The sequence below is a fragment of the Streptomyces sp. NPDC029216 genome (genome assembly GCF_040648015.1).
GTDB lineage: Bacteria > Actinomycetota > Actinomycetes > Streptomycetales > Streptomycetaceae > Streptomyces.
Window position 1 is genome coordinate 1 of record NZ_JBEZWL010000237.1, and the last position, 6945, is coordinate 6945.

Annotated in this window: 5 protein-coding genes and 1 pseudogene; 4 read left to right on the forward strand and 2 right to left on the reverse strand. The window is 74.8% G+C overall.

The genetic code is table 11. The features are described from left to right. The 3 genes from AB0F18_RS37820 to AB0F18_RS37830 all read left to right on the forward strand — a co-directional run. Window positions 1-834 (forward strand): LysM peptidoglycan-binding domain-containing M23 family metallopeptidase (locus AB0F18_RS37820; RefSeq protein WP_362069657.1); only part of this gene is annotated, 834 nt, incomplete at its 5' end. 163 nt (window positions 835-997) lie between these two features. Further along, the gene (locus AB0F18_RS37825; RefSeq protein WP_362069660.1) at window positions 998-1783 is read left to right on the forward strand and encodes an SGNH/GDSL hydrolase family protein; all 786 of its coding nucleotides are present in this window, start codon (window positions 998-1000) and stop codon (window positions 1781-1783) included. Between the two features lie 147 nt (window positions 1784-1930). Further along, a complete protein-coding gene (locus AB0F18_RS37830; protein ID WP_362069663.1) occupies window positions 1931-3142 on the forward strand; it encodes an MBL fold metallo-hydrolase in 1212 nt (403 codons plus the stop codon). Window positions 3143-3183: 41 nt separating this feature from the next. On the opposite strand, the gene AB0F18_RS37835 is transcribed toward AB0F18_RS37830, so the two are convergent. Both AB0F18_RS37835 and AB0F18_RS37840 read right to left on the reverse strand, forming a co-directional pair. Continuing rightward, window positions 3184-4305, reverse strand: coding sequence for a serine/threonine-protein kinase (locus AB0F18_RS37835; RefSeq protein ID WP_362069666.1), 1122 nt, complete (start codon window positions 4303-4305; stop codon window positions 3184-3186). Between the two features lie 441 nt (window positions 4306-4746). Next, window positions 4747-6117 carry a hypothetical protein gene (locus AB0F18_RS37840; RefSeq protein WP_362069669.1) on the reverse strand — a complete coding sequence of 457 codons (1371 nt, stop codon included), beginning with the start codon at window positions 6115-6117 and terminating at the stop codon, window positions 4747-4749. A 414-nt stretch (window positions 6118-6531) separates the two neighbouring features. Between AB0F18_RS37840 and AB0F18_RS37845 the strand changes: the two are divergent. Beyond that, a pseudogene (locus AB0F18_RS37845) lies at window positions 6532-6945 on the forward strand (ATP-binding protein); the annotation flags it as partial.

Below are 6945 nucleotides of genomic sequence, written 5' to 3' on the forward strand. Positions count from 1 at the left end.
CAGGCCCCCGCGGCGCTCCGGGCCGCGGCCCCCGCCGCCGCCCCGGCCGTCTACACCGTCGTGACCGGCGACTGCCTCTCGACGATCGCCGCCGAGCACCAGCTCTCCGGCGGCTGGCAGCAGCTCTACGCCGACAACCGCGAGGCCGTCGGCGCCGACCCTTCCCTGATCCACCCGGGCCTGCGCCTGACCCTCGGCGGCCAGGGCGCCGCCCCGGCCCCGAAGGCCCCTGAAGCGCCGGCCGAGGAGTCCTCGACCGGCTCTCCGGCGGCCGGCCAGGACACGTCCGGCGAGGCCCCCTCCGACGACACCGCCACGGACCCGGGTGCGTCCGCCGCCTCCGGCGGCACGCAGCTGAAGGGCTCCGCCGCCCCCTCCCGCGGACTCAAGCAGTCCGCGCCCGCCGCGCAGTCCGCCCCCGCGAGCGCCGCCGGCTTCGTCGCCCCCGTCAGCGGCGGCGTCTCCACCGCGTACCGCACGCCCGGCGCCATGTGGTCCTCCGGCTACCACACCGGCGTCGACTTCATCGCGAGCACCGGCACCACCGTGCGGGCCGTCGGTGCCGGCACCGTGGTTTCCGCAGGCTGGGGCGGTGCCTACGGCAACGAGGTCGTCATCCGGCACGCCGACGGCAAGTACTCCCAGTACGGCCACCTGTCCCAGCTGAACGTCTCGACGGGCCAGACCGTCACCGCCGGCCAGGCCATCGGCCTCTCCGGCGCCACCGGCAACGTGACCGGCCCGCACCTCCACTTCGAGATCCGCACGGGCCCGTCCTACGGCTCCGACATCGACCCGCTGGCCTACCTCCGCTCCAAGGGCGTCACCCTCTGACGGACCCCGGCGGCGCAGCGCCGGTACGCGTGGGGCCGGGACCCGTGGGGGGTCCCGGCCCCACGTGTACTTATTCCTTATCCCCCGCGTGGTATAGATCACGGTCCGTCAACCCCTCATTACGTTGGCGTAGGTTGGCGACGGGGGTGAAGGATGGGTTCCCGTGGCAGCGACGAAGACGACACTCAAGACCATCGGCTCGTACGCGGCGATCGGGGACAGCTTCACCGAAGGAGTGGGGGACCCGGGACCCGGGGATTCCTATCTCGGCTGGGCGGACCGGTTCGCCGTACTCCTGGCGGATCAGCGCGACGAGCACGACTTCCGGTACGCCAACCTGGCAGTACGGGGCAAAGTGCTCGACCAGATCGTGGAGGAGCAGGTTCCCCGGGCCAAGGAACTGGCCCCGGACCTCGTCTCCTTCTGTGCGGGCGGCAACGACATCATCCGGCCCGGCAGCGACCCGGACGACGTGGCGGAGCGGTTCGAGGCGGCCGTGGCCGACCTCACCAACTCAGTCGGCCTCGTCATGATCACCACCGGCTTCGACACCCGGGGCGTTCCCGTCCTCAAGCACCTGCGGGGCAAGATCGCGACGTACAACGTCCACGTGCGGGCCATCGCGGACCGCTACGGCTGCCCGGTGCTCGACCTCTGGTCGCTGAAGACCGTCCAGGACCGCCGCGCCTGGGACGTCGACCGCCTCCACCTCTCGCCCGAGGGGCACACCCGCGTCGCGCTGCGCGCCGCGCAGGTCCTCGGCTACGAGGTCCCGGCCGACCCCGACCAGCCCTGGCCGCCGGCCGCGCCGCGCGGCTCCGTGGACGTCACCCGGGACAACATCCAGTGGGCGCGCGAGCACCTCGTGCCCTGGATCGGGCGGCGGCTGCGCGGGGAGTCCTCCGGCGACAACGTCGAGGCCAAGCGCCCCGACCTGCTCCCGCTGTAGCCCGCCCGGCCGGGCCCGGCCCCGCGCCGGGCCCGGCCGCACGGCCAGACGGGACACCGCGAGGCGGAATCCTGGGAAGCCGGTGCGCGTTGGGATGGTCGTGGGCGTACGCCCGTCCCACCCCACCCGCACTTCCCAGGAGGCGCCTTGACCGGCTCCCGTCCCCTGCGTCCCCGGCTGCGCGCCCTGCGGCCCGAAGCCTTCGGCGCGGACCCGTCCGGCGCACGGCTGGAGCGGATCCTGCGCTCGCCGAACTTCGCCGACGGCGTCTTCCAGAACCCGGTGGGGGCCCGGACCAGGCCTTCCGGCTCGATGCTGGAGTTCGCCAAGATCTACTTCCACAAGGAGCAGCGGATCCGGCGCAACCCCGGCGCGCCGATCCCCGTCTACCCCACCACCCTCGCCGAGCTGGCCAAGCCGCCCGTCGGCGGGCTGCGCCTGACCTGGATGGGGCACTCCAGCGTGCTCGCCGAGATCGACGGCCGCCGGGTGCTCTTCGACCCGGTCTGGGGCGAGCGCTGCTCCCCCTTCCCCTTCGCCGGCCCCAAGCGCCTGCACCCCGTCCCGGTGCCGCTGGCCTCGCTCGGCGAGGTCGACGTCGTGGTCATCTCCCACGACCACTACGACCACCTGGACCTGCCCACCATCAAGGCCCTGGCCGGCACCGACACGGTCTTCGCCGTCCCGCTGGGCGTCGGCGCGCACCTGGAGCACTGGGGCGTGCCGGCGAGCCGGCTGCGCGAGCTGGACTGGAACGAGACCACCGAGGTCGCCGGGCTCTCGCTCACGGCCACCCCGGCCCGCCACTTCTGCGGGCGCGGCCTGCGCAACCAGCAGTTCACCCTCTGGGCCTCCTGGGTCGCGGGCGAGGAGCACCGGATCTTCCACAGCGGGGACACCGGCTACTTCCCGGGCTTCAAGGAGATCGGCGCCGAGCACGGCCCCTTCGACGCCACGATGATCCAGATCGGCGCCTACTCGGAGTACTGGCCCGACATCCACATGACCCCCGAGGAAGGCATGCGGGCCCACCTCGACCTCCAGGGCGGCCTCCCGACGGGAACGATGCTGCCGATCCACTGGGGCACCTTCAACCTGGCCCCGCACCCGTGGGACGAGCCCGGCGAGGGCACCGTCGCCGCCGCCGGGGCGGCCGGGGCGGCCGTGGCCCTCCCGATCCCGGGCCAGCCCTTCGAACCCGGCGCCGCCGACGCCCCGGCCGCACCCTGGTGGCGGCCCTTCACGGCGGGCGCCACGACCCCCGCCGACGTCCCGGCCCGCGCCACGGTTTCCGCCCCGCAGGCCGTGTACGAGGCCGCCGCCCCCCGGGGCACCCTCGACCCGGCCGGCGAGCGGTGACAGCGTGTGATCCGGGGGCGCTTCGGCCCTGAGCCCGGACCTCAGTGCGGGCGTTCCGTCCAGCGGGCCGCCTCCCGGAAGGCCTCGAAGGCCCGCTTGTCCCCCGGAGCGAGCCCGCGGGCACAGTCCTGCCCCAGGCGCTGGTAGAGCGCGGCTGCCCCGCGCGGGTCGCCCGACCGGCCGGTGAGCCGCGCGTGCCGGGACCGGGCGTCGAGCACCTGCGGGTCCATGGCCCGCGGCCCCCCGGCATGGTGGTCGATGTACCGTTCGAGCCGCCGGATCTCGTCGACGTGCCGCGAGTCCACGTGCGGCCGGGCGGCGTCGTCGGACACGAACTCGACCTGCTCGACCGCGCGCTCCACGGCCCGGGCGTCCGGCGGGCGGTCCGCGGGATCCTTCTCCAGCAGGCGCATCACCAGGTGGTCCAGCGGCCCGGGAACGCCGGGCCGCAGCGCCCGCGGCGGCTCGGGGGGCTCGCTCGTGTGGTGGTACAGGAAGGCGTACGGGTCCCGCAGGTGGCCGAAGGGGGTGCGGCCGGTGAGCATCTCGTACATCACGCAGCCCAGGGAGTACAGGTCGCCGCTGAACGTGGCCCGCCCCGCGAGCTGCTCCGGGGACGTGTAGGGCAGGCTGCCCATGACCCGGTCGAGGGAGGAGGAGCCGCCGGGCAGACGGGCCAGGCCGAAGTCCACGAGATGGGCGCGTCCCTCCGTGTCCACGACGATGTTGCCCGGCTTGACGTCCCGGTGGACGACACCTGCCGCGTGGACGTGGGCGAGGCCGGCACAGATCTGCTTCGTCCAGCGCACGGTCTGTTCCAGGGAGGGCCGGCGCCCCGGCCGGAGATGGGCGGCGAGGGACGTCCCCTCGATGTACTCCATGACGGTGTACAGCAGGCCGCCGTCCGCCCCGTGGTCGTGGATCTCGGCGACATGGGGGTGCTTGGGGATCCGTGCCATGGCCACGGCTTCCTTGTGGAACCGCCGCTCGTGTTCCCGCGCGCCGTCGGGGGAGTCGCCGTCGTTCCACGCGGGGGTCACCTTCACGGCGACCGCCCGGTCCAGGCTCAGATCGCGGGCCAGCCAGACCGTCCCCTGGGCCCCGCTGCCCAAGGGCGAACCGAGCCGGTAGCGGCCGTTGAGGATCCGTCCGGATTCCGTCATGCCGTCACCCGGCCGTCGGGGTCCACCGGCGGAGCTCCTCCAGCCGTGCCGCGTGCGCGTTCCAGTCGGCGAAGAACTCCACGCGCGCGCCCAGCACTTCCATCAGACGGCGCTGCGCGCCCGCGATCCGCGCGTCCCCGTCCGCGCGGAGCCTGCGGCGTTCGGCCGGTACCCGGCGCAGGTCCAGCAGGCCCCAGGTGACGGCGACCGTACCGAGGAGCAGGGCGGGCCACAGGAACGGGCCGACGAGGAAGAAGGGTGCGAGGGCGAGGGCCGTCAGCCCGCCGGCCGTGCCCCCGATCCGGCGGGGCCGGTCGGGGACCACCGCGCCGGCCTCCCGCTCCGTACGGGCGCGCAGGACGGCGTCCAGCTCCGTGGCGAGGGCCGTCCCGTCGACGGACGCGGCCGGATCGGTGGGCAGCACGGTGTGCCAGCCCTCGATCACGACGGGGACGGACTCCTTGCGCCGCTGCTGCGAGGCCCGCACGAACGCCCCGGCCGCGGCGTGCAGATGGGGCAGCACCCCCAGCAGCGCGAGGCGCCGGGCGTCCTCGCCGAGCGCCACCCGGCCGACTGGAACACCGCACGGTCGAGCAGCGTCGCCAGGTCCATCACCTCGGCGTCCTCCGCCTCCTGCGGATCGGGCTCCTCCCGGGAGGCCCGTTCGTCGCCACGGCGTTCGATGAAGTGCCGCAGCGTCTCCATCCGGGTGTGCACGGCGGCCTCGTCGGGCTCCCGGTGCGCGATCAGACGGTCCACGGCGGTCTCCGCGTACGGGACACCCGTCGCGGAGCGCGCGCCGGACACCGGCGGCGGGAACGTCGTGCGCAGGTGGTCCAGGGCCGCCGTCGTGACGGTCGCGAGCCGCCAGCCTTCCTGGAGCTCCTTCCAGTCCCCGGTACACGCCCGGCCGAGGGACGCGTAGCGGTCGCCGGGGGCGATCAGGAGCTTCCTCAGCCGGGGCTCCCAGCGCCGCGCGCCGGCCCTGGCCGCGGTCGCGCCGACGGCCGCCTCGGCCGCCCAGCGGCTCAGCGCGCTGAAGGCGTAGCCGTGGGCCTGCTCGCCGAGTTCGCCGCTGGCCACGGCGTCGAGGACGACCAGGAACTCGCTGCCGAGGCGGTCCGGGTCCATGGACTGGAGGTAGAGGTCCGTCCAGTTGCCGGCCCGCTCGTGCTGCTGGGCCCGTGCCGCGGCGAGCGCGAAGAACAGGTAGGCCTTGCCCCCGCCCAGGTACACCGCCTCGCTCATCGCGCTGAGCTTGAGCTCCGTGTCGCCGTCGAGCTGGGCGGCGAGCGCCAGGGTGGCGTGGCCGAGCCAGAAATCGGGATCGTGGACGAGGCGCGCCTCGACGGAGCTGCGGACGGCGGCGGTCCGCAGGAGCCCCTTCCCGACGAGATCGGGGGTGATGCTGCGGATCAGACCGCCGGCCAGGGAACGCACCCTGTCCCGCTCGCCGAACCTGGTGCGCCACTCCTCGGCCGTCCGGTCCAGGTCGAACTGGGCGGCGATGACGGCCTGGTCGCGCTCGTACTGCGAGCGCCAGGCCGTGAAGTCCGCCGTGAGCCGGTCGAGTTTGGAATCGGTCGTGGCAAGGTCCTTGCGCAGGTCCGTCGTCACGGACTTCAGCGAGTTCACGTCGCTGCTGAGCGTGACCGTCGTACCGCGCAGGTTGTCGAACCCCCCGCTCAGCGTCGTGAACTTGCCGAGCAGGCCGTTCAGGTCCTCGTCGCGGCGCCGCAGTTCCGCGCGTAACTCCTCCTGGCCGCCCCCCGGACCCTGGGCGCGGACATCGGGACGGGACGGTTCGCTCATGGCGCCTTCCTCCAGCGCTTCGGGCCGTACGCGGCCGGGGACTGGTACCTTCTTGGCCACCCGCGGGGGAGCACAAGGGCGCGCGGCGGCCCGGTGGGAGCACGGCCCGGCGCAGCGCCCGCCGCCTGCCGGCAGGAGCGGGCGGGACGCGTGCGGCGGGTGGAGCGTACGGGTGGGCCGGGACGGGGTCGCACCCCTGGGACGGAGTGCGCTCCCCGGTCTGCACGGGTGTGCGCGCTCCCGGCGCATTCGGGCTGTCGTACGAGCGCTCCATCGGGAGCGGGAAGCAGCCCGGCGAAGTTCCCCAACTCGGCAACGGCCGCGGGAGCGTGCGGTCTAGCGTGGGTACCCGGTGATCAACACCGGGCCCCGGGAACTGGAACCGGGTCCGGGCCCCACGTACCGAGGACGCCGATGTCCGGACTCCGCGCCGCCCGCCACGCCCCGTCGAGACACGCCGCCACGGGCCCGGGCCGGCAGATACGCCCCCAGCTGGTCCGCGCCGCCGTGCTGCCCACGCTCGCCGCCGGGCTCAGCGGCACCGCCGCGGTGATCTTCACCCTGCAGCTCGGCGGGGGCGCCGGGCAGCGGGACGCCCGGCTGTGGCCGGTGCTCGCGGGCTGCGCCCTGCTGGCCGTCGGCGCCCTCGCCGCCGCCCTGCTGGGGGCCCAGCGCGCCGCCAAGGCGGTCCGGGACCGGTGCGAGGCGCTGCGCCGTTCCAGCATCCGCGGCCGCCAGGAGCTGCGGACGGCCGCCGAGCGCCTGGAGCGCGGGGAGCAGCTCGGCCGGCCCCTGCGGGCGGGCCGCGGCGCCCCGCCGCCGGAGTCC